Origin of the sequence: Synechococcus sp. A10-1-5-1 (genome assembly GCF_023115425.1) — a bacterium.
Lineage (GTDB): Bacteria > Cyanobacteriota > Cyanobacteriia > PCC-6307 > Cyanobiaceae > Vulcanococcus.
The window spans coordinates 1,102,896-1,124,220 of sequence record NZ_CP096032.1 but is presented as its reverse complement, the minus strand read 5'-3'; the positions used below and the strand labels follow the sequence as shown (position 1 = coordinate 1,124,220).

32 protein-coding genes and 2 tRNA genes are annotated in these 21,325 nt (G+C 63.3%); 30 read left to right on the top strand and 4 right to left on the bottom strand.

Features of this window, described 5'->3' with window-relative positions; all coding sequences use genetic code 11:
* Position 1: 1 nt before the first annotated feature.
* The 20 genes from rplN (at position 2) to prfA (ending at position 11,901) form a co-directional block, all read left to right on the top strand.
* Positions 2-367, top strand: a complete 366-nt coding sequence (gene rplN, locus MY494_RS06155; protein WP_010314948.1) for a 50S ribosomal protein L14 — start codon at positions 2-4, stop codon at positions 365-367.
* Between the two features lies 1 nt (position 368).
* Positions 369-725 (top strand): 50S ribosomal protein L24, encoded by a 357-nt coding sequence (rplX, locus tag MY494_RS06150; RefSeq protein ID WP_247911824.1) that lies wholly within the window; start codon positions 369-371, stop codon positions 723-725.
* A gap of 64 nt (positions 726-789) precedes the next feature.
* Positions 790-1,329, top strand: a complete 540-nt coding sequence (gene rplE, locus MY494_RS06145) for a 50S ribosomal protein L5 (protein WP_010314952.1) — start codon at positions 790-792, stop codon at positions 1,327-1,329.
* 20 nt (positions 1,330-1,349) lie between these two features.
* Complete coding sequence (gene rpsH / locus MY494_RS06140; protein ID WP_247911823.1) at positions 1,350-1,751, top strand: 30S ribosomal protein S8; 402 nt, start codon at positions 1,350-1,352, stop codon at positions 1,749-1,751.
* Positions 1,752-1,767: 16 nt separating this feature from the next.
* Entirely contained in the window at positions 1,768-2,307 is a 540-nt protein-coding gene (gene rplF / locus MY494_RS06135; protein ID WP_247911822.1) for a 50S ribosomal protein L6, read from the top strand.
* 32 nt (positions 2,308-2,339) lie between these two features.
* The gene (gene rplR, locus MY494_RS06130; protein WP_247911821.1) at positions 2,340-2,705 is read left to right on the top strand and encodes a 50S ribosomal protein L18; all 366 of its coding nucleotides are present in this window, start codon (positions 2,340-2,342) and stop codon (positions 2,703-2,705) included.
* Positions 2,706-2,719: 14 nt separating this feature from the next.
* Positions 2,720-3,364, top strand: coding sequence for a 30S ribosomal protein S5 (rpsE, locus tag MY494_RS06125; protein WP_247911820.1), 645 nt, complete (start codon positions 2,720-2,722; stop codon positions 3,362-3,364).
* An 8-nt stretch (positions 3,365-3,372) separates the two neighbouring features.
* Positions 3,373-3,825 carry a 50S ribosomal protein L15 gene (gene rplO, locus MY494_RS06120; protein WP_185186177.1) on the top strand — a complete coding sequence of 151 codons (453 nt, stop codon included), beginning with the start codon at positions 3,373-3,375 and terminating at the stop codon, positions 3,823-3,825.
* A gap of 90 nt (positions 3,826-3,915) precedes the next feature.
* Positions 3,916-5,232: a preprotein translocase subunit SecY gene (gene secY, locus MY494_RS06115; RefSeq protein WP_247911819.1), complete on the top strand. Its 1,317-nt coding sequence runs from the start codon at positions 3,916-3,918 to the stop codon at positions 5,230-5,232.
* 35 nt (positions 5,233-5,267) lie between these two features.
* On the top strand, positions 5,268-5,816 hold the full coding sequence (locus MY494_RS06110; protein ID WP_247911818.1) for an adenylate kinase: 549 nt from the start codon (positions 5,268-5,270) through the stop codon (positions 5,814-5,816).
* 46 nt (positions 5,817-5,862) lie between these two features.
* Positions 5,863-5,976 (top strand): 50S ribosomal protein L36, encoded by a 114-nt coding sequence (gene rpmJ, locus MY494_RS06105; protein WP_010311631.1) that lies wholly within the window; start codon positions 5,863-5,865, stop codon positions 5,974-5,976.
* Positions 5,977-6,092: 116 nt separating this feature from the next.
* Positions 6,093-6,458, top strand: coding sequence for a 30S ribosomal protein S13 (gene rpsM / locus MY494_RS06100; protein ID WP_247911817.1), 366 nt, complete (start codon positions 6,093-6,095; stop codon positions 6,456-6,458).
* A gap of 122 nt (positions 6,459-6,580) precedes the next feature.
* A complete protein-coding gene (gene rpsK / locus MY494_RS06095) occupies positions 6,581-6,973 on the top strand; it encodes a 30S ribosomal protein S11 (RefSeq protein WP_010314991.1) in 393 nt (130 codons plus the stop codon).
* 56 nt (positions 6,974-7,029) lie between these two features.
* Positions 7,030-7,968: a DNA-directed RNA polymerase subunit alpha gene (locus tag MY494_RS06090; protein ID WP_247911816.1), complete on the top strand. Its 939-nt coding sequence runs from the start codon at positions 7,030-7,032 to the stop codon at positions 7,966-7,968.
* 42 nt (positions 7,969-8,010) lie between these two features.
* Positions 8,011-8,361 (top strand): 50S ribosomal protein L17, encoded by a 351-nt coding sequence (gene rplQ, locus MY494_RS06085; RefSeq protein ID WP_010314995.1) that lies wholly within the window; start codon positions 8,011-8,013, stop codon positions 8,359-8,361.
* An 85-nt stretch (positions 8,362-8,446) separates the two neighbouring features.
* On the top strand, positions 8,447-9,316 hold the full coding sequence (gene truA / locus MY494_RS06080; protein ID WP_247911815.1) for a tRNA pseudouridine(38-40) synthase TruA: 870 nt from the start codon (positions 8,447-8,449) through the stop codon (positions 9,314-9,316).
* A 239-nt stretch (positions 9,317-9,555) separates the two neighbouring features.
* Positions 9,556-10,017: a 50S ribosomal protein L13 gene (rplM, locus tag MY494_RS06075; RefSeq protein WP_247911814.1), complete on the top strand. Its 462-nt coding sequence runs from the start codon at positions 9,556-9,558 to the stop codon at positions 10,015-10,017.
* On the top strand, positions 10,014-10,415 hold the full coding sequence (gene rpsI, locus MY494_RS06070) for a 30S ribosomal protein S9 (protein ID WP_247911813.1): 402 nt from the start codon (positions 10,014-10,016) through the stop codon (positions 10,413-10,415). The genes rplM and rpsI overlap by 4 nt, the downstream gene beginning before the upstream one ends.
* 32 nt (positions 10,416-10,447) lie before the next feature.
* Positions 10,448-10,711, top strand: a complete 264-nt coding sequence (rpmE, locus tag MY494_RS06065; RefSeq protein WP_247911812.1) for a 50S ribosomal protein L31 — start codon at positions 10,448-10,450, stop codon at positions 10,709-10,711.
* Between the two features lie 86 nt (positions 10,712-10,797).
* Complete coding sequence (gene prfA / locus MY494_RS06060) at positions 10,798-11,901, top strand: peptide chain release factor 1 (RefSeq protein ID WP_247911811.1); 1,104 nt, start codon at positions 10,798-10,800, stop codon at positions 11,899-11,901.
* On the opposite strand, the gene MY494_RS06055 is transcribed toward prfA, so the two are convergent.
* Positions 11,894-12,412 carry an HNH endonuclease gene (locus tag MY494_RS06055; RefSeq protein WP_247911810.1) on the bottom strand — a complete coding sequence of 173 codons (519 nt, stop codon included), beginning with the start codon at positions 12,410-12,412 and terminating at the stop codon, positions 11,894-11,896. The genes prfA and MY494_RS06055 overlap by 8 nt on opposite strands.
* A gap of 75 nt (positions 12,413-12,487) precedes the next feature.
* Between MY494_RS06055 and alr the strand changes: the two genes are divergently transcribed.
* A complete protein-coding gene (gene alr, locus MY494_RS06050) occupies positions 12,488-13,705 on the top strand; it encodes an alanine racemase (RefSeq protein WP_247911809.1) in 1,218 nt (405 codons plus the stop codon).
* 18 nt (positions 13,706-13,723) lie between these two features.
* Positions 13,724-13,812, top strand: a tRNA-Ser gene (locus tag MY494_RS06045).
* 41 nt (positions 13,813-13,853) lie between these two features.
* Here the strand turns inward: MY494_RS06045 and MY494_RS06040 are convergent.
* Entirely contained in the window at positions 13,854-14,747 is an 894-nt protein-coding gene (locus tag MY494_RS06040) for a serine hydrolase (protein ID WP_247911808.1), read from the bottom strand.
* Positions 14,748-14,764: 17 nt separating this feature from the next.
* Between MY494_RS06040 and MY494_RS06035 the strand changes: the two genes are divergently transcribed.
* From MY494_RS06035 to MY494_RS06025, 3 genes are read left to right on the top strand one after another with little or no spacing between them, the layout of a single operon-like run.
* On the top strand, positions 14,765-15,517 hold the full coding sequence (locus MY494_RS06035; protein WP_247911807.1) for a C40 family peptidase: 753 nt from the start codon (positions 14,765-14,767) through the stop codon (positions 15,515-15,517).
* A 5-nt stretch (positions 15,518-15,522) separates the two neighbouring features.
* The gene (locus MY494_RS06030) at positions 15,523-16,596 is read left to right on the top strand and encodes a DUF819 family protein (protein WP_247911806.1); all 1,074 of its coding nucleotides are present in this window, start codon (positions 15,523-15,525) and stop codon (positions 16,594-16,596) included.
* Between the two features lie 50 nt (positions 16,597-16,646).
* A complete protein-coding gene (locus tag MY494_RS06025) occupies positions 16,647-17,615 on the top strand; it encodes a glycosyltransferase family 2 protein (protein ID WP_247911805.1) in 969 nt (322 codons plus the stop codon).
* Here the strand turns inward: MY494_RS06025 and MY494_RS06020 are convergent.
* Positions 17,573-18,049: a HEAT repeat domain-containing protein gene (locus tag MY494_RS06020; protein WP_247911804.1), complete on the bottom strand. Its 477-nt coding sequence runs from the start codon at positions 18,047-18,049 to the stop codon at positions 17,573-17,575. The genes MY494_RS06025 and MY494_RS06020 overlap by 43 nt on opposite strands.
* Positions 18,050-18,161: 112 nt before the next feature.
* On the opposite strand from MY494_RS06020, the gene MY494_RS06015 reads away from it, so the two are divergent.
* The 5 genes from MY494_RS06015 (at position 18,162) to MY494_RS05995 (ending at position 21,195) form a co-directional block, all read left to right on the top strand.
* Positions 18,162-18,278, top strand: a complete 117-nt coding sequence (locus MY494_RS06015) for a photosystem I reaction center subunit VIII (RefSeq protein WP_010315023.1) — start codon at positions 18,162-18,164, stop codon at positions 18,276-18,278.
* 44 nt (positions 18,279-18,322) lie between these two features.
* Positions 18,323-18,814: a photosystem I reaction center subunit XI gene (locus MY494_RS06010; RefSeq protein WP_247911803.1), complete on the top strand. Its 492-nt coding sequence runs from the start codon at positions 18,323-18,325 to the stop codon at positions 18,812-18,814.
* Between the two features lie 124 nt (positions 18,815-18,938).
* Positions 18,939-19,160, top strand: coding sequence for a hypothetical protein (locus MY494_RS06005; RefSeq protein ID WP_247911802.1), 222 nt, complete (start codon positions 18,939-18,941; stop codon positions 19,158-19,160).
* Positions 19,161-19,268: 108 nt separating this feature from the next.
* Complete coding sequence (locus MY494_RS06000; RefSeq protein ID WP_247911801.1) at positions 19,269-19,436, top strand: DUF4278 domain-containing protein; 168 nt, start codon at positions 19,269-19,271, stop codon at positions 19,434-19,436.
* 196 nt (positions 19,437-19,632) lie between these two features.
* On the top strand, positions 19,633-21,195 hold the full coding sequence (locus MY494_RS05995; RefSeq protein ID WP_247911800.1) for a mechanosensitive ion channel family protein: 1,563 nt from the start codon (positions 19,633-19,635) through the stop codon (positions 21,193-21,195).
* A 50-nt stretch (positions 21,196-21,245) separates the two neighbouring features.
* On the opposite strand, the gene MY494_RS05990 is transcribed toward MY494_RS05995, so the two are convergent.
* Positions 21,246-21,317 (bottom strand) — tRNA-Thr (locus tag MY494_RS05990).
* Positions 21,318-21,325 lie beyond the last annotated feature (8 nt).

Below are 21,325 nucleotides of genomic sequence, written 5' to 3'. Positions count from 1 at the left end.
GATGATTCAACAGGAAACCTTCCTCAACGTCGCTGACAACAGCGGCGCCAAGCGCATCCAGTGCATCCGTGTGCTGGGTACCAACCGTCGCTACGCCCACGTGGGCGATGTGATCGTGGCCGCTGTCAAGGACGCCATGCCCAACATGGGCGTGAAGAAGTCGGACGTGGTCAAGGCTGTGGTCGTCCGCACCAAAGCCACCATGCGTCGCGTCAACGGCAACTCAATCCGTTTCGACGACAACGCTGCCGTGATCCTCGGCACTGATAACAACCCCAAGGGCACTCGCGTCTTCGGTCCTGTGGCTCGCGAACTGCGTGACCGCAACTTCACCAAGATCGTGTCCCTCGCTCCGGAGGTGATCTGAGATGGCCACTGCCACCCCAAAAGCCAAAGCTCAGGTGCGCACCAAGATGCGCATCAAACAGGGCGACACCGTTCAGGTGATCAGCGGCAAGGACAAGGGCAAGACCGGTGAGGTCCTGCGCACCCTTCCCTATGAGAACCGTGTGGTCGTGCAGGGCATCAACCTCCGCACCCGCCACATGAAGCCCACCCAGGAAGGTGAAACCGGTCGCATCGTCACCGAAGAAGCCTCCCTGCACGCCTCCAACGTGATGCTGTATTCCACCGATAAAAAGGTGGCCAGCCGCGTGGAAATCGTGGTGGAGAAGGACGGCACCAAGAAGCGCCGCCTCAAGAAAACCGGCGAGATCCTCGACTGATCTCACTTACATCGACCTTGTCCGCCTTCTGACCAAGACCAGAAGCGCATCTCCTTTCCCCGTCATGTCCCTTAAACAGAACTATCGGGAGAAGATCCAGCCCAAGTTGCTTAAGGATCTCAGTCTCTCGAACATCCACGAAGTCCCCAAGGTGGTGAAAGTCACCGTCAACCGGGGTCTCGGCGAAGCCGCCGCCAACGCCAAGGCCCTCGAGGCCTCGATCGAGGAGCTGGCCACCATCACCGGTCAAAAGGTGGTCGTGACCCGCGCCAAGAAGGCTATTGCTGGCTTCAAGATCCGTCAGGGCATGCCGATTGGCGTGGCCGTCACCCTTCGCGGTGACCGCATGTATGCGTTCCTCGAGCGTCTCATCAACCTGGCTCTCCCCCGCATCCGCGATTTCCGCGGTGTGAGCGAGAAGAGCTTTGACGGTCGCGGCAACTACACCCTTGGGGTGAAGGAGCAGATCATTTTTCCCGAGATCTCTTTCGACAAGATCGATGCCATCCGGGGCATGGACATCACCATCGTGACCACTGCCCGTAACGACGAAGAGGGCCGGGCCCTCCTCCGCGAGATGGGAATGCCGTTCCGCAGCAACTGAGCCCTCTTCGGACCCGACCTATGGCTAATCACGACCCGATTTCCGACATGCTCACCCGCATTCGCAATGCGAGTGAGAAGCGTCATCAATCCACCAAGGTGCCTGCCTCGCGCATGGCCCACAGCATCGCCAAGGTGCTGCAACAGGAAGGCTTCATCGCCGAAATCACCGAAGAAGGTGAAGGTGTGATGAGGCACCTGGTGCTGGAACTGAAGTACAGCGGTAAGCACCGCCAACCGATCATCCGCACCGTGCAGCGCGTCAGCAAGCCTGGCCTGCGCATCTACAAGAACACTCGTCAGCTCCCCAAAGTGCTGGGCGGTCTCGGCATCGCCATCATCTCCACCTCCAAAGGTGTGATGAGCGACCGCGACGCCCGCAAGCAGGGCGTCGGTGGCGAAGTGCTCGCTTACGTCTACTGATTAGGGGGATTGATTCATGTCTCGTATTGGTAAATCGCCGATTCCCGTTCCGGGCGGCGTCACCGTCAGCCTCAACGGCCTTGACGTCAAAGTCAAAGGCCCCAAGGGCGAACTGAGCCGCACGCTGCCTGATGGCGTCGCGATTGCTCAGGACGGCAGCACTCTTGTGGTCTCCCCCTCCAGCACCAGCCGTCGCTCCCGCGAGCGTCACGGTTTGTGCCGGACCCTCGTCGCCAACATGGTCGAGGGTGTCAGCCAGGGCTTCACTCGCAAGCTCGAGATCGTCGGTGTGGGTTACCGCGCCGCCGTTCAGGGCAAGAAGCTCGTCGTCAGTGCTGGTTACAGCCACCAGGTCGAAATGATCGCCCCCGAGGGCGTGACCTTCGCCGTCGACGGCAACACCACCGTGATCGTCTCCGGCCCCGATAAGGAGCTGGTTGGCAACGAAGCGGCCAAGGTTCGCGCCATCCGTCCCCCTGAGCCCTACAAGGGCAAGGGCATCAAGTACGAGGGCGAACGCATCCTCCGCAAGGCCGGCAAGACCGGTAAGAAGTGAGGTCTGCTTAAGCGTTTTTACCCAGTACTTTCATGTCCACCCTTTCCCGCAAGCAGCAGACACAAAAGCGTCACCGCCGTCTGCGCCGCAATCTCTCCGGCACCGCCATGCGTCCGCGCCTGGCCGTGTTCCGCTCCAACAACCACATCTACGCTCAGGTCATCGACGACGTCGCGCAGAGCACCCTCTGCTCTGCGTCAACCGTCGATAAAGAGCTCCGCAGCAACGTCACCATCGGTGCCACCTGCGATGCTTCTGTCGCAGTCGGTCAGCTGGTCGCCAAGCGTGCCCTCGCCAAGGGCATTCAATCGGTGGTCTTCGATCGTGGCGGCAACCTCTACCACGGCCGTGTCAAGGCCTTGGCTGACGCCGCCCGGGAAGCGGGCCTTCAGTTCTGATCCCTGCTCTCACCATGACCGAAACCAACAACACCCAATCCAACGCCGTCCCAGCGGCAGCTGACGTACCTGCAGCGGCCGAAGGCCAGCAGCAGGATCAGCGTCGTGGTGGTCGCGGCGATGGCCGTGGCGACCGTCGCGGTGGTGACCGCCGTGGTCGCCGTGGCCAGGAGCGTGACTCCGAATGGCAAGAGCGCGTGGTTCAAATCCGGCGTGTCTCCAAGACCGTGAAGGGCGGTAAGAAGATGAGCTTCCGGGCCATCGTTGTCGTCGGCAACGAGAAGGGCCAGGTGGGCGTCGGCGTCGGCAAGGCCGGCGACGTGATCGGTGCTGTCCGCAAGGGCGTCGCCGATGGCAAGAAGCACCTTGTGAAGGTGCCCTTGACCCGTCACTCCTCGATTCCCACCTTGAGCAACGGTCGCGACGGTGCCGCCAGCGTGCTGATTCGCCCCGCTGCCCCTGGTACTGGTGTGATCGCGGGTGGTTCCATCCGCACGGTGCTGGAGCTTGCCGGCATTAAGAACGTGCTGGCCAAGCGCCTAGGCTCCAAAACCCCCCTCAACAACGCCCGTGCCGCCATGGATGCCCTGGCCGGCCTGCGCACCCACAAGGAGACCGCCAAGGAGCGTGGCATCTCCCTTGAGCAGATCTACTCCTGAGGCCCGCTATGACATCGCTCAACCTCCAAACCCTCAAGCCGCAAGCCGGCTCCCGTCGCCGCAAGCTGCGTAAGGGTCGCGGTATCGCCGCTGGCCAAGGTGCCAGCTGTGGTTTCGGTATGCGTGGCCAGAAGTCCCGTTCGGGTCGCCCGACCCGTCCTGGCTTCGAAGGTGGTCAGATGCCTCTGTACCGCCGGGTGCCGAAGCTCAAGCACTTCACCGTCATCAATCCGAAGAACTACACGGTGATCAACGTGGCGAAGCTGGCCGAGCTCAAAGCCGGTAGCACCGTCAACATCGACACCCTGGTCAAGGATGGCCTGGTGACCAACCCCAAGCACCCCCTGAAGGTCCTGGGTAATGGTGATCTCAGCGTGAAGCTGACCGTTCAGGCGGCCGCTTTCACGGCGTCTGCCCGCCAGAAGATCGAAGCGGCTGGTGGTACCTGCGAAGAGATCTGATCTCCGCTTGTCCACGGCCCATTAAGGTCAATGCCGTCTGGTGATCGGATCGATCACTAGGCGGTTTTTTCTTGTTCGTCTGCACCTGCCATGGTCGTCAGCCGGGGGCGTAACCCCAGTGCCGGTGAAATCCTTACGCAGCTGGTTCAAGCCAAGGACCTGCGCAACAGGGTTCTCATCACCTTGGGGCTTCTGCTCCTGGTGCGTCTGGGCATCTATATCCCCGTGCCCGGGATCGACCGCGCAGCCTTCCAGGCGTTCGCGGCTCAGGGCGGGTCTCTGCTGGGCTTCCTCGACATCTTTACGGGAGGTGGCATCTCCGCCCTCGGTGTCTTTGCCCTGGGGATCCTTCCCTTCATCAACGCCTCGATCATCATTCAGCTGCTGACTTCGGCTCTACCCCAGCTGGAGGATCTGCAGAAGAACGAAGGTGAGGCGGGCCGCCGCAAGATTGCCCAGTACACCCGCTATGTCGCCCTCGGCTGGGGCCTCTTTCAGAGCATTGTCTTTGCCCTGATCCTCAGGCCCTATGCCCTGCCGGGGACACCGGATTTGGTTTTCGTCGTTCAAACGGCGATTGCCCTTGTCACCGGTTCGATGGTGGTGATGTGGCTCAGTGAGGTGATCACCGAGCGCGGCATTGGCCAGGGCGCGTCCCTGGTGATCTACCTCAACATTGTCGCGACCCTCCCGAGGGCCCTGGGCTCGACCATTGAGCTGGCCCAAACCGGTGGTCGTGAGGCTGTTGGAGGGATCGTGGTTTTGGTGGCGGTCTTCCTGATCACCATCGTTGGGATCGTCTGTGTTGAGGAGGGAAGTCGCCGCATCCCGATCGTCAGCGCCAAGCGACAGGTCGGCGGTGCGGGGATCTCCGCTCGCCAGAGCTATCTCCCGCTGAAGCTCAACGCTGGCGGTGTGATGCCGATCATCTTTGCCTCGGCTGTGGTCTTCCTCCCACTTCAGATCGCCAACTTCAGCAAGAACCCAACGCTGATTCAGATCGCTAGTTTCCTGAGCCCCAACAGCAGCACCCCGTGGGTCTATGCGTTGTTGTTCTTTGGCTTGATCATTGGTTTTTCGTTCTTCTACGCCACCCTCACGGTCCGCCCAGTTGATGTGGCCTCGAACCTGAAGCGGGGTGGTGTCGCCATCCCTGGGGTCCGCCCTGGTTCGGCCACCACGGCCTACCTGACCGGGATCCAAAACCGTTTGACCCTGCTGGGTGCTCTTTTCCTGGGCGCGGTCGCCATCGTGCCCTCCGCGGTTGAGTCCGCCACCCGCGTTCAGACCTTCCAAGGCCTCGGAGCCACCAGCCTGCTGATCCTGGTTGGCGTGGCCATCCAGACCGCCAAGCAACTGCAAACCGCTGTGATCTCGCAGCGCTACGAAGGCATGGTGCGCCAGTAGTTCCTCTCTCCCCTCGTTTTTCTTTTCTTCCTGCCATGAAGCAACGTCTGCTGTTCCTCGGCCCCCCTGGCGCGGGTAAGGGCACCCAGGCCCAGAAGCTGGCCGAGAGCCAAGGCCTGCTCCATCTCTCCACCGGAGATCTGCTTCGCGCTGAGGTCGCCGCCGGCAGCGACCTGGGCAAGGAGGCCGAGGCCGTCATGGCCCGTGGTGAGCTCGTGAGCGATGCGCTGGTTCTGGCGATCGTCCGTAGCCGACTGCAGAACCACAGCGGCGGCTGGCTTCTTGACGGCTTCCCCCGCAATGTGGCCCAGGCCGATGCGCTGGCCAGCTTGCTTGAGGAACTGGGCCAGCAAATCGAGCTGGTGGTCCTGATGGAGCTCGATGACGGGGTACTGGTTCAGCGCCTGCTCTCCCGCGGCCGGGCCGACGACAACGAGGAGGTCATCCGTCACCGTCTTGAGGTTTACCGCGAGCAAACCGAGCCTCTGATCGCTTACTACCGCGAGCGCGGCCTGATCGCACCGGTCGAAGCGGCCGGCACGGTCGAGACTATTGCCGATCGGATCGCAGCCCTCTTGGGTTGACCCCTGTGGTAAGTTCGCTGTTTGGAATTTTGGAGAGACCGCTCCCATGAAGGTGCGTGCCTCGGTCAAGAAAATGTGCGACAAGTGCCGCGTGATTCGCCGGCACGGTCGGGTAATGGTCATCTGCGCCAACCCGAAGCACAAGCAGCGCCAGGGTTGATCCTGCGCTGACCTTGTCCCGGTCCCTTGGACCAAACAATCAGCTTGATCGTCCTCCTCAGCCTTTGCTGAAGAGCTGCGCAAGCCTTTCCCCTGCTCACCCCCAACGTTTTCTCAGTGGCTCGTATCGCCGGCGTTGATATTCCTCGCGACAAGAGGATCGAAATCGCCCTGACCTACGTCTATGGAATCGGCCTGACCACGGCCAAGAAGATCCTGGCCAAGACCGGTGTCAACCCCGACACCCGCGTCAAGGACCTGGATGATTCCGACGTCCAAAAGCTGCGCGGTGCAACCGAGAGCTTCACCCTCGAAGGCGACCTGCGTCGTCAAGAGGGCATGGCCATGAAGCGCCTGCAGGACATCGGCTGCGTCCGTGGTCGCCGTCACCGCGTCGGTCTGCCCGTTCGCGGTCAACGCACCCGCACCAACGCCCGTACTCGCCGCGGCACTCGCAAGACCGTGGCCGGTAAGAAGAAGTAAGCCTCAGCTTGCTCTAGGCCTTTGGCTCCATAGCGCCTGCCGCTCGGCCCCCATGGTGCCGTCGTCACCAGGTCGCTCCTTTAGACCCCCGATCACCTCCCTGCCTCTGCAGGGCTTTACTCATGGCCAAGCCCGCCAAAAAGTCTGGTTCCAAGAAGACGAAGCGCAACGTCCCCAATGGCGTTGCTCACATTCAGAGCACGTTCAACAACACCATCGTCTCCATCACTGACACCGCAGGTGAAGTGATCTCTTGGAGCTCCGCTGGTGCAAGCGGTTTTAAGGGTGCCCGTAAAGGCACTCCCTTCGCTGCCCAAACCGCCGCCGAAGCAGCTGCCCGTCGCGCCCTTGAGCAGGGGATGCGCCAAATCGAGGTGCTGGTTCGCGGTCCTGGTTCCGGTCGTGAAACCGCCATCCGTGCTCTGCAGGTCGCTGGTCTCGAGATCACCCTGATTCGTGACGTCACCCCGCTGCCCCACAACGGCTGCCGCCGTTCCAAGCGTCGCCGGGTCTGATTCGACGCATCGACTAGCCCCAGAGGGGGTCCATCCACCTATCTGAGCTTCAGACCGTGTTGCAGTACCAGATCGATCGGGTTGAACACCAGATCGCTGACGATCGTTCCCAAACCGGCGTCTTCGTCATTGGCCCGCTTGAGCGTGGCCAGGCGACCACCCTGGGCAATTCCTTGCGCCGCATGCTGATGGGCGCCCTTGAGGGCAGTGCCATCACCGCCGTGCGTATCGCTGGTGTGAACCACGAATACGCCACGGTTCCCGGTGTCCGTGAAGACGTCCTCGACATCCTTCTCAACTGCAAGGACGTCGCCGTCAACAGCCGTAGCCGCGAATTGGAGATTGGCCGCCTGGTGGTCAATGGCCCTGCCACTGTCACCGCTGGTGACCTCCAGTTTTCCTCTCAGGTCTCCGTGATCGACCCCGAGCGTCCGATCGCGACCGTTGCCGAGGGCCACAGCCTCGAGCTGGAAGTCCACGTCGAGCGTGGCGTCGGTTATCGCCCGGTCGACCGCCGTGTCGAGGACACCAGCGCGGTTGATCTTCTGCAGATCGACGCGGTGTTCATGCCCGTCCAACGTGCGAACTACACCATCGACGAGACCGCCGTCGGCGAAGGCGGTTCAGCCCGTGAGCGCCTGCGTCTGGAGATTCAGACCGACGGCTCCCTGACGCCTGATGACGCGATGGCCCAGGCCGCCAACCAGCTGATCACTTTGATTCAGCCCATGGCGACCCTGACCATGGAGGAGGAGCAAAGCCAGGAGCCCGAGCCCTCTGCCGAAGCTCAGATCCCCCTGGAAGAGCTGAATCTCTCGGTTCGCGCCTACAACTGCCTGAAGCGCGCTCAAGTCAACTCCGTGTCTGACCTGATGGGCTTCAGCTACGAAGACTTGCTCGAAATCAAGAACTTCGGTTCCAAGTCGGCTGACGAGGTGATCGAGGCCCTTGAGCGCATCGGTATCTCCCTGCCCCAGAGCCGTACTAGCGCCTGATCGCGTAGCACCTGTCTCTCCCTCGTTTCATTCGATTTAGTCATGCGTCACCAGTGCCGAGTCCCCAAGTTGGGGCGCCCCGCCGACCAGCGCAAAGCCATGCTTCGCGCTCTCACCACCCAGCTGATCCGTGAGGGTCGTCTGACCACCACCAAGGCCCGCGCCAAGGCTCTCCGTGATGAAGCCGAGCGCATGATCACCCTGGCCAAGGACGGCAGCCTGGCCGCCCGTCGCCGCGCCATCGGCTACATCTACGACAAGCAACTGGTGCACGCCCTGTTCGACAAGGCCCAGGAGCGTTACGGCGACCGCAATGGCGGTTACACCCGCATCATCCGCACTGTCCCCCGCCGTGGTGACAACGCTGAGATGGCGATCATCGAGCTTGTCTGATCTCAAGAGATCCTTCGCTTGATCAGCATGACCGCGCGGAGGTTTGTCCTCTGCGCGGTTTTTTGTTGCTCTAGAGGCTTCAGCCTTGACCGAAATCACGCCAACAGAGCACTTCAGGCGGATCGCCCTCTGTCTTCAATACGACGGCTCGGCCTACTGCGGCTGGCAGCGCCAGCCGCGGGATCCCAGTGTTCAAGAAACCCTGGAAAGGGCCCTGGCGCAGTTGGACCCATCTGGTCCCGCGACCGTGGTCGCGGCGGGACGGACCGATAGCGGTGTCCACGCATCAGCTCAGGTCGTTCATTTCGACTGCGCTGGGCCGATTCCCGCACACCGTTGGCCGGCGGCCCTGAACGGGAGGCTTCCGGCCAGCATCCGTGTGCGTTCTGCCGTTGAGGTGGCTTCGGACTGGCACGCCTGCTTCTCGGCGACCTATCGGCGCTACCGCTACACGATCTACAACGCCCGTATCCCGAACCTGTTCTTGGCCCCCTGGAGCTGGCACCGCTACCAGTTCAGGCTTGATGATGGACGGATGCGGGCGGCCCTTGAGGACATGCTCGGGGAGCACGACTTCGCGGCCTTCGAGCGCGCCGGTAGCGCCCGCACCCACTCCCGCACCACCCTGCAAGAGGTCGCGGTTGTGCGTCGGGGCGATCTACTCGAGGTCGAGCTCCAGGCCAGCGGTTTCCTTTACGGGATGGTTCGCCTGGTCATGGGACAGCTCGTGGCCGTGGGTGAGGGCCGGCTCAGCCTGGAGGCCTTCAGTCGCCGCTGGCGCAGTCAGGCCCGTGATGAAGTCAAAGAAGCCGCTCCGCCGCAGGGATTGTGCCTGCTGCGTGTGGGCTACCCGAGTGAGATCTTCCACAGGGCTGCCTGGTACGATTGTCAACCGCGGTATTTGCTGGAGGGCTCTGATGCACCGCCAGCAGCACCGGGTCAGTCCTTGCACTGACTGGGTCTGCCGGTCTCAGAGTTGACCTGCCGATGTCCATCGGCGGCCAGCCCCTGCCTGTAAACCCTGTCCCCAGTAGTGGGGATCGGCGAAGCGGTAGGTTCACTCAACGAGCGATTGACACCCGAGTGATCGGGTGGCTGCCGTCACTAGTCGAGACCCACAGTCCAGACACCCTGTCCAACCCCACCCGCCTAAGCGTGGTGATGGGGTCCTATCCGAACCGGCCCGCCGGCGCGATGAACAAGACTCTCGTCCCTCCCCAGGATTCCTCAGCCCGCCAGTGGTATCTGGTGGACGCTGAGAACCAGACCCTCGGCCGGCTTGCCACCGAGGTCGCTTCAGTTCTGCGGGGTAAGAACAACCCCAACTTCGCTCCTCACATCGACGCCGGCGATTTCGTCGTGGTGATCAATGCTGAGAAGGTGAAGGTGAGCGGCAACAAGGCTTCCGACAAGCTCTATCGCCGCCACTCCGGTCGCCCCGGTGGCATGAAGACCGAGACCTTTGCTGCACTGCAGGCACGGATCCCCGAGCGGATCATCGAGAAGGCTGTGAAGGGCATGCTCCCTCACAACGCTCTCGGACGTCAGCTGTTCCGCAAGCTGAAGGTCTACAAGGGTGCTGAGCACCCCCACGCCGCCCAGCAGCCCAAGGCTCTGGCCCTCGATCCCGCCGCTTCTGCCGCTTCCACCAAATGAGCACCTCCAAAGTCGTCTACTGGGGAACCGGCCGTCGTAAGACCGCCGTGGCACGCGTTCGCGTCGTTCCAGGTAATGGCACCGTGACCATCAATGGTCGTCCCGGTGACAACTACCTGAACTACAACCCCTCCTATTTGGCGGCCGTCAAGGCTCCTCTCCAGACCCTGGGTCTGGGTTCTGAGTACGACCTGCTGGTCAACGTTCGTGGCGGTGGTCTGACCGGCCAGGCCGATGCGATCAAGCAGGGCGCTGCTCGTGCCCTGTGCGAACTGTCTCCGGACAACCGCAAGCCCCTCAAGACCGAGGGCCACCTCAGCCGTGACCCCCGCGCCAAGGAGCGTCGTAAGTACGGCCTGAAGAAAGCCCGTAAGGCTCCTCAGTTCTCCAAGCGCTGATTGCGCTTTCGCCCCTCAGCCCCTTACCCGTCATGCCGAAGGCCGACATTCATCCCACCTGGTACCCCGATGCCAAGGTGATCTGCAACGGAGAAGTGGTGATGACCACTGGCTCCACCTCTCCCGAGATCCACGTCGACGTCTGGAGCGGCAACCATCCCTTCTATACCGGCACCCAGAAAATCCTGGACACCGAGGGTCGTGTGGATCGCTTCATGCGCAAGTACGGCATGGGCAGTGCCGCTGGCGCCGAGGCCAATGCCGATCAGAAGACTGAAGCTGCCGCTAAGGCCTGATCTGTCACTCACGCGCGACGTGATTTTTGATTCCTCAAGCCGGATGCTCCAGGGCGTCCGGCTTTTTGCTCGCTTGAGCCGCTCTCATGGATGCTTCCTTCCTGCGTGAACGTCTGGAGACGGCACGCACCACCTTTGACACCCTGGAGCGTCAGTTGGCAGACCCGGATGTGGCTGCCAACCCGGCTCAGCTGGAGCCCATCGCGCGCGAGCGGGCCCGGCTGGAGCCCCTGGTCTTGGGCTACGACCAGCTCTGCCAATGGCGCAAACAGGAACAAGACGCCAAAGAGCTTCTGAAGGAGTCCCGCGGGGACCAAGAAATGGAGGCCCTGGCCCAGGAGGAGCTCAGTGGTCTGGCTGTTCAGATTGCAGCCATGGAAGAGCAGCTGACCCTGGCACTGCTTCCCCGCGATCCCCGGGACGAACGCAGCGTGATGCTGGAGATTCGGGCCGGGGCAGGCGGTGATGAGGCGGCCATCTGGGCCGGTGATTTGGCACGGATGTATGAGCGCTATGCCCAGAGCATCGGCTGGAAGGTGCAGCCGGTCAGTGCCTCAGAGGCGGAACTCGGCGGATACAAGGAATTGATCCTGGCGATCCAGGGCGACAGCGTCTTCAGTCAGCTGAAGTTCGAGGCCGGCGTACACCGGGTGCAGCGGGTTCCAGCCACTGAATCCCAGGGACGTGTTCATACGTCCACCGCGACGGTGGCGGTCATGCCCGAGGCCGATCCGGTTGAGGTGCAGATCGACCCGACAGACCTGGAGATCAGCACGGCCCGCTCGGGTGGTGCCGGCGGCCAGAACGTGAACAAGGTGGAGACGGCGGTCGACCTGTTGCACAAACCCACCGGGATCCGGGTGTTCTGCACCCAGGAGCGCTCCCAGCTGCAGAACCGGGAACGGGCCCTGGAGATCCTGCGGGCCAAGCTCTATGAGCGGGAACTGGCCGAGGCCAATGCCAAGGAGCGTTCCGCCCGTCTTGCCCAGGTGGGCAGCGGCGATCGCAGCGAGAAGATCCGCACGTACAACTACAAGGACAACCGCACGACGGACCACCGTCTCGGCCGCAACTTCTCGCTCGAGCCGGTGCTGCAAGGTCAGCTGGCTGAGCTGATCGGTGCCTGTGTCTCAGCTGATCAACGGCGTCAGCTGGAGGAATTGGCCGATCAGGCCAGCGGGGTCAACTAGCGAGCGGGGCCTCCCAGCCTTCGACGTACTTGGCCCATTCCCGGTGCCCCCCAATGGCCATTTGCCTCTGGGCTTCAAAGACCGCACCGCTGATCGGCCGCCTGGGCGGAGAATGCAGGGGCATGCTCGCTTCCTTGGGCGTGCGGTTGCCCTTGTGGACGTTGCAGCGCAGGCAGGCCGTGGTGACGTTGTCCCAGCTGTGACTGCCGCCGCGGCTGCGGGGCATGACGTGATCAATCGAGAGCCGCTCGCTACTGCTGCCGCAGTACTGGCAGCGATGGCTATCGCGGTGGAAGACGTTGCGGCGGGTCAGGGGGAGCGGCCGGAAGGGGACCCGCACGAACTGCCGCAAGCGAATCACCGTCGGTAGACCCAGGCCCGGCCTGAGTTGCCGCCCCGGTGAGTGCTCCAGCCCTTCGGCCTTTCCCTTGAGGACCATCACCGTGGCCCGCCGCCAGCTGGTGACGTTCAGGGGCTCGTAGGAGGCATTTAGAACCAGAACCGAGCCCATGGGAGCGCTGCCTGGGGGTGTTGCGCTGGGCAACCCCGTAATTTCTATGCATGCTAGGTGCACTGCCAAGGGCGGATGGTTGACGCATCGCCTGCTGCTGCCTTTGAGGACCCTGCGGCCGCTGCCTTGGCGCCGCAGCCCCACCCGAGACAGCGCGCCTGGGTGGAAATCGATGAGGCGGCGATCCAGGCCAATGCCGATGCCCTGAGGCGCTCTCTCCATCCAGGCTGTGCCCTGATGGCCGTGGTCAAGGCCGATGGCTATGGCCATGGCGCCGTACCGGTTGCCCGTTCGGCCGCAGCTGGCGGGGCTAGCTGTTTTGGTGTCGCCACCCTGCAGGAGGGGGTGGAGTTGCGTCAGGCGGGGCTGGATCAGCCCGTGTTGGTGCTCGGCAACCTCAGCCATCCGGATGAATTGCGGGCCTGCCTGCATTGGCAGTTGATGCCCACCCTCAGCGGCATGCGTGAAGCTCTGCTTTGCCAGAACCTGGCCAGCGGCAGCGGCCGCCAGCTGGCGGTCCACCTGAAATTGGACACCGGCATGACCCGTCTGGGGGCGCCCTGGGAGGAAGGACCGCGCTTGGTGGAAGCCATTCAGGGCCTCGATTCGCTGGAGATGGCCGGGGTTTACTCCCATCTGGCCGGAGCCGATGCCCCCGGCGATGGCCTCGATGCCCTGACGGCTACCCAGCAGCAGCGCTTTGATTCGGTGCTGCTGGGCCTGCAGCAACAGCAGTTGGCCCCTGGCTGCCGCCATCTGGCCAATTCCGCTGGCACCCTGCGGAGCTCCCAGTTGCACTACGACCTCGTGCGGGTGGGGCTGGCCCTCTATGGCCAGCGGCCATCTGATCACCTGGGCGGCGAATTGACCCTGCAGCCGGCGATGCATGTCCGCGCCCGGGTCAGCTTGATTCGTGAGGTGCCGGCCGGGGTTGGGGTCAGCTACGGCCATCGCTTCATCACCCAAAGGCCCAGCCGCTTGGCGGTGGTGGGGATCGGCTATGCCGATGGCGTCCCGCGGTTGCTCTCCAATCGCCTGGAGGTGCTCTTCGCCGGGCATCGGCTCCCCCAGGTGGGGGCGATCACCATGGATCAAATGGTGCTGGATGCCACCGATGTCCCTGAGCTCGAGGCCGGCAGCGTGGTCACGTTGTTGGGAGAAGAGGCGGGGGAGCGGATCGATCCCCAGGCCTGGAGTGAGCCGATGGGAACCATCCCCTGGGAGATCCTCTGTGGTTTCAAACATCGCCTGCCGCGGCTGCCCCAACGGGCTGTCTGCGGTGCCAGCGCCTGATAGTCTTTGCGGGCCGCTGGAGAGGTGGCTGAGTGGTTGAAAGCGGCTCCCTGCTAAGGAGTTACAGGAGGCAACTTCTGTCGAGGGTTCGAATCCCTCCCTCTCCGTTCCAAGCCCCAGTCCGACCCCGGGCTGGGGTTTTGAGTTTCTAGAGCTCGAGCAGGCGCCGGCAGAGTTCCGGCAGCAACGTCTCGTCCTGGGCCCGCTCGGGACCTTCGCTGAGCACCACCACCAGCGCCGAAGCCTTCCCCTCGACCTCGATGTAGGCGGCGTCGTGGCGGGCCTGGCTCATCCAGCCGGCCTTGCTCCAGAGCCGGGCGCCTTCGGGCAGGCCCCCGCCCAGAAATCCATCCACCTGGTTCTCGGGGTCCGCAGCTCGCTCCCCCTGATCCAGGCTCCGGGCCAGCAGCTCTTGCATGCGGCCGCATGCCGCCGGTGACAGCAGTTCTTGGGCCATGACCGCCTGCAGAACCCGTGCCGTCAGGTTGCTGCTTAGGCGGTTGCGGTTCTCCAGCTGGGGCCCATAGGACTGGCGCTCCCGTCCATAGGGGCCATCCCCCCAGGTCTTCTGGCAGGCGTTGTTGCCCGGCCATTCGGGCCAACCCAGCTCATCAAACCAGCGGTTGATCAGTTGGCGCTGCTGGCTCCACTGCTCGAGGGGCCCAGCCGGCAGTTCCGGGCCGCTGCAGGTACCCGTCAGCAGGTCCACCACAAAACCGGTGGCGTCGTTGCTGGAGTCCCGGATCATGTCGGCCAGGGCCCGGCGCAGCTCGGGGCTGTCCTCGATGAGCTCCCGTTGCAGCCAGGCCTCGGCAGCCAGGAGATAGAGGAGTTTCACCACACTGGCTGGATAGCGGGCTTCCTCCCCGCGCCAGTGGGTGCCCTTGCCCTCTGCAGCGGAGCCGTTGCGCAGGGATAGCCCGTAGCAAATCCAGGTGACCGAGAGCTGCTCGCTGAGTCCCGGCCGGCCGTCCTGTTCCAGGCTCCTGATCGCCGCAGCCAGTGCTTGCTCCATCTCCCCATCAGGGCAGTAGAACGCCATCGCAGCCACTCGGGGTCATGGCGAGGTTAAGCAGGTTGTCCGTGGGAACACCCGTGGCCTTGGAGTTGCTGGATCCGGGGAGCTGTTGGCGGATCGATGCGCCGCTCAACCTCTACAGCCATTGGTTTGGTGCGGGGCTGGCCACCCAGGCCTGGGCCGGACGGTCCCTAGAGGTGCTGGATCAAGCCGCGCCGACGGGCCAGCGCATCCGGGTTCGTCTGCTCGAGGACGGCTACCCGGGCTGGATCGATCCGCGGGACCTCCTGGGCCATGCCCGCTGCATCCAGGGTTTTCAACCGCAGCTCCTCTGCCAGGCGGCCATCGCGGAACGCTTGCCGGCCGTCTTGGCCTTCGCTGAGGCCGCGCGGCAGCAGGCCAATCACTACCTCTGGGGCGGGAGCCTCGGCCCTGATTTCGACTGCTCGGGGTTCACCCAGGCCGCCTATGCCGCCGCTGGTGTGTGGATCCCCAGGGACGCCTACCAACAGGAGCGGTTCTGCCAGCCGGTGGCGGTGGCCCCGGGTTGCTACAGCCAGCTGCGGCCTGGGGACTTGATCTTTTTTGGACGTCCCCAGCGCTGCACCCATGTCGGGCTCTACCTCGGGCAGGGCCGTTACCTGCACAGCTCCGGCCGGGAGCACGGCCGTGATGGCTTGGGTCTGGACGGCCTTGACCTTCACTTGATCGATCCGGTCAGTGTTCACTACCGCCAGGAATTGCGCGGCGCCGGTCGGGTGGTGCGCTGCCACGACGGCTCCACCCTCCCTTGATGCCCATGCTTTGGTCTCTGCTTCTGGTCCTCTCCCTGACGGCCCTGGGATGGGTGCTGTCGCGGCGCACCCCTTGGGGGCGTCAGCTGGGGATGACGATGGTGGTGCTGCTGTTGGGGCTGCTGGTGAGCAACCTCGGCGGCGTGCAGTTGCAGGCCGAGGCGGCGAGCTGGGTGAACGGTCCGCTGACGTCACTGGCGATTGGCCTGCTCCTGCTTGCGGTCGATCTGCGGCGTCTGTGGCCCCAGGCCAGGCAATTGCTCGGACCGTTTCTGATGGCGGCCCTGAGCACGGTGATTGGTGTTCTCTTGGGGGCCTGGTTGCTGCATCCCCTGCTGGGGGACGAGCGGGGCGTCTTGGCGGGGATGTACACCGCCACCTTCACCGGAGGCAGCCTGAATTTCGTCTCGGTGGCCCGCACCTTGAATCCGCCGGAGACCCTGTTGACCCTGGCCACCGCCGCTGACTATGTCGTGTTTGCGGTTTGGTTTGCCGTCAGCACCTGGCTGGGGCTGCGGGCCGACACCCCCATGGAGGCGGCCTCGACCGATGCTGCCCCGAGCGATCAGCCGGAGCGCTCCTGGTGGCTCGCCGCCCTCTGGGGCTTGGCTGTGTTGGTGTTGGCCCAGGCGCTCAGCGCCGTGTTGCCTGGCGTCCCCTCGATCCTGGTGTTGACCACGGTGGCTCTGCTGGTGGCCCAGCTGCCGGCGCCGGCAGGCCGGCGCGGTTGCTATGGACTCGGTCTGCTCTTGATCCAGCCCTTCTTCACGGTGATGGGCCTGAGCTCCCCGGTGGCGGGACTCCTGGGGGAGGGCCTGCCGGTGCTGCTCTACGCCGCCTTGGTGGTGCTGGTGCAGGCCCTCTTGCTGCTGCTGGTTTTCCGCCGCTGGCTGCGGTGGCCCTTGGCTGAAACCCTGGTGGCCTCCCAGGCCTCCATCGGTGGTCCCAGTACGGCTTTGGCCCTGGCGACGGCGATTGGACGGGCCGAACTGGCGGTGCCTTCGGTGGCGATTGGTCTGCTGGGCTACTTGCTGGGGACCTACCTGGGGCTCGGGGTGGCTTGGTCGCTCCCCGGCTGAGCTTTTTTCAAGGGCTTTCCTCTAGGTTCCAGCGAACTTGAGCCGTTCCCTTGAGCAGCGCCAGCGTTCCAGAACTCTCGATCGTGGTGCCTCTGTTCAACGAGGAGGAGAGCCTGGCGCTTCTGGTGGAGAAGCTGCTGCTGGCCCTGCGTCCCTTGGGGCGTTCCTTTGAGCTGGTGTTGGTGGATGACGGTTCGTCCGATCGCACCGCCGAGGTCTTGCGTCAACAGGCGGCTGGGGCCGCTGAAGTCGTGGCGGTGTTGTTGCGACGTAATTACGGCCAGACCGCGGCTATGGCTGCTGGTTTTGATGCCAGCCGCGGGCGCTTGATCGTCACCCTCGATGGAGACCTGCAGAACGATCCGGCCGACATCCCGATGCTGCTGGAGCGCCTGGAGCAGGGGTATGACCTGGTCAGCGGTTGGCGTCACCAGCGCCAAGACCACGCCGTTAGCCGGCTGCTGCCCAGCAAGATCGCCAATGCCCTGATCGCGCGGGTGACCGGGGTGCGGCTGCACGACTACGGCTGCTCACTCAAGGCCTACCGCCGCGAATTGGTGGAGGACATGAACCTCTACGGGGAGCTGCATCGCTTCCTGCCCGCCTTGGCCTTCATTGAGGGCGCGCGGATCGCGGAGGTGAAGGTGAACCACAACGCCCGGCAGTTCGGCCAGAGCAAGTACGGGATCGATCGCACCTTTCGGGTGCTGATGGATCTGTTCACCGTCTGGTTCATGAAGCGCTTCTTGACCAGGCCGATGTACGTCTTCGGCTTCGGGGGCCTCAGCGCGATGGCCATCGGCGCGCTCCTGAGCGCCTATCTGCTCATGGTGAAGTTGGGGGGCGCAGAGATCGGCAACAGGCCTTTGCTCTTGGTGGCCGTCTTGGCCCTCATTACCGGGGTGCAGCTCTTCTGCTTTGGCTTGCTTTCAGAGGTGCAGATGCGCACTTATCACGAGAGCCAGGGCCGCCCGATCTATCGCATCCGGGAGACGTTGCGCGGCAGTTTGAGCGGTTGAGCCACGGCGACTGGAGCGCTGCTGCGGCCGCGGAAGTTGGTCATGGCTTCAGCGGCGAGCTGGGCAACAACCTGATCGGCATCGCGCAGGCCGCGGCGAATTAGCGGCAGGGCCTCGCGGTGGCGCCAGAGCTGGCAGATCGCCATGGCGGTGCGGCGCTGCTCACCACCTGCGCGGAACTGCTGCTCGAGTTGCTTCAGCAGCTCCCCGCGGCCGCGGCGATCGCTGGCTGCCGGAAGCACAACCATGGCGCTGCCCGCCTGAGTTGTGGAGTCGTTCCCGCCACCAGGGATGACCAATTCCATTTGGCCGCGGTTCAGGGCCGCAATGGCGGAAGCATCGGTGGAGCGCAGGATGTTGCGCTTGGGCCGGCCCAGGACCCAGCAGGCCGCCACGACACCTGCGAGAACGATTCCGGTGAGGGCCTGGGTCATGGCTCGGCGCGGCTGGTTGGTCTGAACTTTTATGTCGCCCCTGGAGGCCCCGAAGAGCAGCTCCGGCAGGGCTCCTTACAGTGCCGAACGGTAGCTGTATTGGCCCACGCTGATGACCGGAGACTTCGTCGCCGCCTGGATGCCCTCGGTGTTCGTGCCCCTTGTCGGGATCCTGGCTCCTGCTGTGGCCATGGCCCTGCTGTTCAACGTGATCGAAGCCCGCGACTGAGTTGTCGCCGCTTTATTCCCGAGCCACCTGACGTTCTTCCCCCGATGACCGTGACCCCCGTGGCCGACCCCTGCGTCGGCAATCTGGCCACTCCCGTCAACAGCAGCTACTTCAGCCGCGCTTTCCTGGGCGCGCTGCCTGCTTATCGCCCCGCCCTCTCTCCCAACCGTCGCGGTCTGGAAGTGGGTATGGCCCATGGCTTTTTCCTTTACGGCCCCTTCACCATCTGCGGCCCCCTGCGCGCCACCGAGTACGCCAGCACCGCTGGTCTGCTGGCTGCCGTTGGTCTGGTCTCGATCCTGACGGTCTGCCTCTCGATTTACGGCACCGCTGGCCGCGGCCCCAACGTGCAGCCGGCTGACGCCACCATCGACAACCCACCTGCTGACCTGTTCACCAAGGCTGGCTGGGCTGAATTCGCTAGCGGTTTCTGGCTCGGCGGTTGCGGCGGTGCTGCCTTCGCTTGGTTCCTGGCTGGAACCACCATCGTGGCTCCCCTGGTGAAGATTGCCGGTGGCGTCTGGAGCGTCGGCTGAGCCCAGCCCGATCCACGTCCATTCACTCTTTGCCCGCCAGATCCCTTGGGGTCCGGCGGGCTTTTTGATGCCTTGCCGTTCGTTGGGGCCATGGCTATCGAGTCAGTAGAGCTGTGGTGCTGTGATGACGCGTTGGCCTGCTTTGGTTCTTGCGGCGACCCTCTCGGCTCTGCCTGGTACAGCGATGGCTGAGCCCCTGCCGCCGCCGATCGGTCCACTTCCTTCTTCCGATCAGACCGATCAGGGTTATCCAGGGGATGTGGAGAACGCCCTGAGTGATTTCACGCGTTTTCAGTGCGATTTGCTGTTCTTTCTGACCCCACGGCAGAACTGCCCAAGCGATTAAGCATCGAAATCTGCGTTGTGTAATCGCCTGAACGACACGCCTGGTTTCGACGCGGCTAAAACAGTGCTGTAGCAACAGCTACAAAACGTTCACCTCGGCACCTTTTGGTTGCCTGAGGCGCAGTTCGATCCAGGCCATGGAACGGGGACCTGGGCTGACTCCGAGGAACTACCCATGACCCTCACCTATCGCGGCCAGAAGTACCAGCAGAACAAAGAGGCTGTCTCTTCCAAGCATCCTCAGCTGAACTACCGAGGCCTCAAGTACGTCAAGTGATTCCCGCTTGATTTAAATCCTTCTAGCCCCGCACTTGCGGGGCTTTTTGTGTCAACTGAGTCGGTAGTGGTGAGAGGATGAGCGGCTCTTTTTCGTGCTGCTACGCAGCCCGTTCATGCCGCAGCTGATGGCGTTCCGGCGAGGCCTTCTCCGGGGGCTTCTGGTTCTTTTGGTTGGGGCGTTATGGCTTGTTGGCTTGGTCCAGGTTCAGGCTGCTGAAGTCCTGGAGAAACCCGCGATTCCCGGTTGCAGTCCAGATCCTCAGGTCATTGCGTTGGCTGGTGAGCCGGTGCTTGAAGTCCGCCGGCCTCCCGCTGGGGAGTCCTTGCGCGCCTATGGCGAGCGTCAGGAGGAAGCCCTGCTGGAGATTGCCAAGGACTACGCGCTGCAGCCGTCCCGGCTCCAGCGTTGGGAGGATGAGCCGTTCTCGATCATTGGCTTCAAGCAGCCTGGGCTTGAACCCCGGGCGGTGATCGCGGTTGATGACAAACAGGCCCGTTGTTTTGAACTGAGTCGCGAGGAGCTATCTGGTCGTTATCTCACGGCCCTGCAACTGGCGATTCGCCAATACCGGGTCAATCACTCGCTGACCTCCTGGTTGAAAGCCACGGCACTCGCGGCGCTCTTCCTGGGTTTGTACTTGGGCTGGATCCGCCTCCAAAGCGCGGCCAATCGACAACTCCGTGCCCAGGTGGATCGCGGAGCGATGTTCGGGGTGCCGTTCAGGCGCTTGAAGCGGTTCCCTCTACCGATCGGGGCGGAGCGACTGAAGGCGCTGTTGCAGCAGATCAGGCAGGTGGTGCACTGGTCCCTGCTGGCTCTGGTCACCTACCTACTGGTGCCGCTTTTGCTCGCCTTCTTCCCGCCAACGATGGCAATGTCGAAGGGGCTGCGCGGTCAGATCCTCCAGTTCATCGGTGGGGTTCTTGATGGCGTGGTTGAGGCGATCCCTGGTCTGGTTTCCGTCGGTTTGATTTTGGGGATCACGTTTGTCCTGGTCCGGTTGAGCGGGGCTTGGTTTCGGGCTCTGGATCAAGGGCGAATCGCCATCCCAGGCTTCTATCAGGAGTGGGCGAAACCGACGGCTCGGATCGTGTCGATCCTGCTGGTGCTCGCCGGATGTGCGGCGGCCTTCCCCTACATCCCCGGATCTGGAACCCGGGTCTTTCAAGGGGCCGGTCTGTTTCTGGGTGTTCTGGCCGCCTTGGGTTCCAGCGCCATCGCCAACAACGTGATCAGTGGCCTGATGCTCATCTACACCCGAGCGTTTCGGGAGGGGGACCGCGTTGAGATCAACGGGGTGACTGGTGTTGTGCAGGAGCGAGCCCTCTTAGTCACGCGGATTCAGACCCCGCGGAATGAATTGGTGAGCATCCCCAATGCCACCGTGATTGGGGCCTCCGTGGTGAACTTCAGTTTTTCCCAGCGGGAGATCAAACAGCCCATTGCCATCGCCACCTCGGTCACCCTCGGCTACGAGGTCCCATGGCGAACCATCCATGCCCTGATGTTGCAGTCAGCCCGGGAGACCACCGGGGTCAGCGATCTTCAGGAGCCCTACGTCCTGCAAACCGCTCTCAACGACTTTCATGTCAGCTACGAGGTCACGGCCTTCGTGAGTGATCCGTCCCGCTATCGCGAGTCCCTGTCCGAATTGCACGGACGCCTGCAAGATCGCTTCGCCGAGGCCGGGATCGAGATTCTTTCGCCCGCTGTTCAAAGCCTGCGTGGTTCCGTGGCCGTGAATGCTCCGGCTTAATCGAGTTGGCTCCTCCTGAATCGGAGTTGGCCAAGGAATGGTGTGGGATAAGCCGGCTAACGGATTTGAACCGATGGCCTTCGCTTTACAAAAGCGCTGCTCTACCACTGAGCTAAGCCGGCAACAGGGA